1 protein-coding gene and 1 pseudogene are annotated in these 1,528 nt (G+C 49.1%); both read left to right on the top strand.

What is annotated here, in order from left to right; genetic code table 11:
• The first annotated feature begins 38 nt into the window (after positions 1-38).
• Positions 39-983: a FliH/SctL family protein gene (locus A3766_RS27560; RefSeq protein ID WP_068643375.1), complete on the top strand. Its 945-nt coding sequence runs from the start codon at positions 39-41 to the stop codon at positions 981-983.
• A pseudogene (gene fliI / locus A3766_RS27555) lies at positions 976-1,528 on the top strand (flagellum-specific ATP synthase FliI); the annotation flags it as partial. The gene A3766_RS27560 and the pseudogene fliI, both read left to right, overlap by 8 nt.

Below are 1,528 nucleotides of genomic sequence, written 5' to 3'. Positions count from 1 at the left end.
AATTGCGCTGGGCGGATCTGGCGAAGCGATGATATAGCATGAGTGACAAAAACAAGCGTGTCCCTTTAGGTGAACTGAGCGCCTACGAACGCTGGGAGCTGCCGAATATTGGCGATCCCGGTCGTTCGGCTAGTCAGGCAGAAAACGCCAGAAAGGAGAAAGTCAAACCACCGACTGCACAGCAAATTGAATCAATAACTAAGCAGGCATATGACTCCGGCTTTGAAGAAGGCCATCGAGATGGTTTCGCTAAAGGTTCAGAGGACGGTCGTGCTGCGGGTCATGCAGAAGGTTTGGAGGCCGGTAAAAGTGAAGGTTACGAACAAGGGGTTGCCCAAGGCCAGGGTGAAATTGCCGAAAAATTGTCACAGCTAGATGCCCTAATGAACCAGTTGGTTAACCCCATTCAGCAGCAACAGCAAGTCGTTGAAGAGGCGATGTTAAATGTTGCGGTTGCGCTTTCCAGAGCAGTGATTCACCGAGAGCTCAATATTGATAGTGCAAGCCTTACACTGGCTTTGTCTCGAGTCATGGAAGGTTTGCCAGCGCTGGACTCAGGGGCAATGTTAAAGGTCAATGAGCAGGATTATGAAACTGTTTCAAAAGCACTAGAGGCTTTAGGTTCTGGTATTGAGCTAGTGAAAGATCCAAGTGTTATAGCTGGTGGCTTCTTACTGAAGACTTCAGCTCAGGTGATTGACTATACCGTTGAAAAACGATTTCAAAAAGCTGTTCAGAGTATGCTGGATACCGCTGTCAATAATACAGCTTCAGGTACTCAAGAAGTGCCAGTGACGATTGATAGTCTGAGTGACTATTCGGCTGACACCTTGAAAGAGGAACCTGAAACAGGCGATGATGAACTGCGCAAGCTTGATCATGAAATACAAGATTCCGAGTTGCCGGGCACCGAGGATACCGAGGACACCAGTACTTCTGGGGAATTAGATGAACAACTAACACCTGGCCCTGAAGATGAGTGATCTGCTTGAAATCAACACTGCTAGTAATATAGCTGCGAATCTTGGTGTACTGGCTGATTCTGTTCCGACGCAGGTGGCACCACAATTTAGCGGGCGCTTGACGCGCATGGTCGGTCTTACCTTAGAGGCTGTTGGTTGCCAAAGTGTTGTTGGTGATCGTTGCCTTATTCATTCTGTTTCGGGTGACTTGATCGAGGCTGAAGTGGTCGGCTTTGAGGATGATCGTACATTTTTGATGCCACTTGTTGCTGCGGATGGTTTGAAGCCGGGTGCCCTGGTTACGCCAGCTGACTCCATTGGTGAAGTCGCTGTAGGGTGGGGCTTGCTTGGGCGTGTGCTTGACGGTGCCGGAAACGTATTGGATGACCACGGTCCATTAGAAGCTGAAACCCGTATACCTTTTAATGGTGCGGTGATTAACCCGCTTGCCAGAGCGCCAATTCGTGAGTCCTTGGATGTCGGGATTAAAGCCATAAACAGTCTCTTGGCTGTCGGCGTTGGTCAGCGAATAGGCTTGTTTGCAGGTAGCGGTGTTGGTAAAAGTA

The sequence above is a fragment of the Oleiphilus sp. HI0132 genome, from assembly GCF_001635845.1.
The sequence above is the reverse complement of the archived record's forward strand: the minus strand, read 5'-3'. Positions and strand labels throughout refer to the sequence as shown.

What these genes read in the sequence shown, in the direction of transcription:
- A3766_RS27560 (WP_068643375.1), top strand. Translation starts at nt 39, where the DNA reads ATGAGTGACAAAAACAAGCGTGTCCCTTTAGGTGAACTGAGCGCCTAC.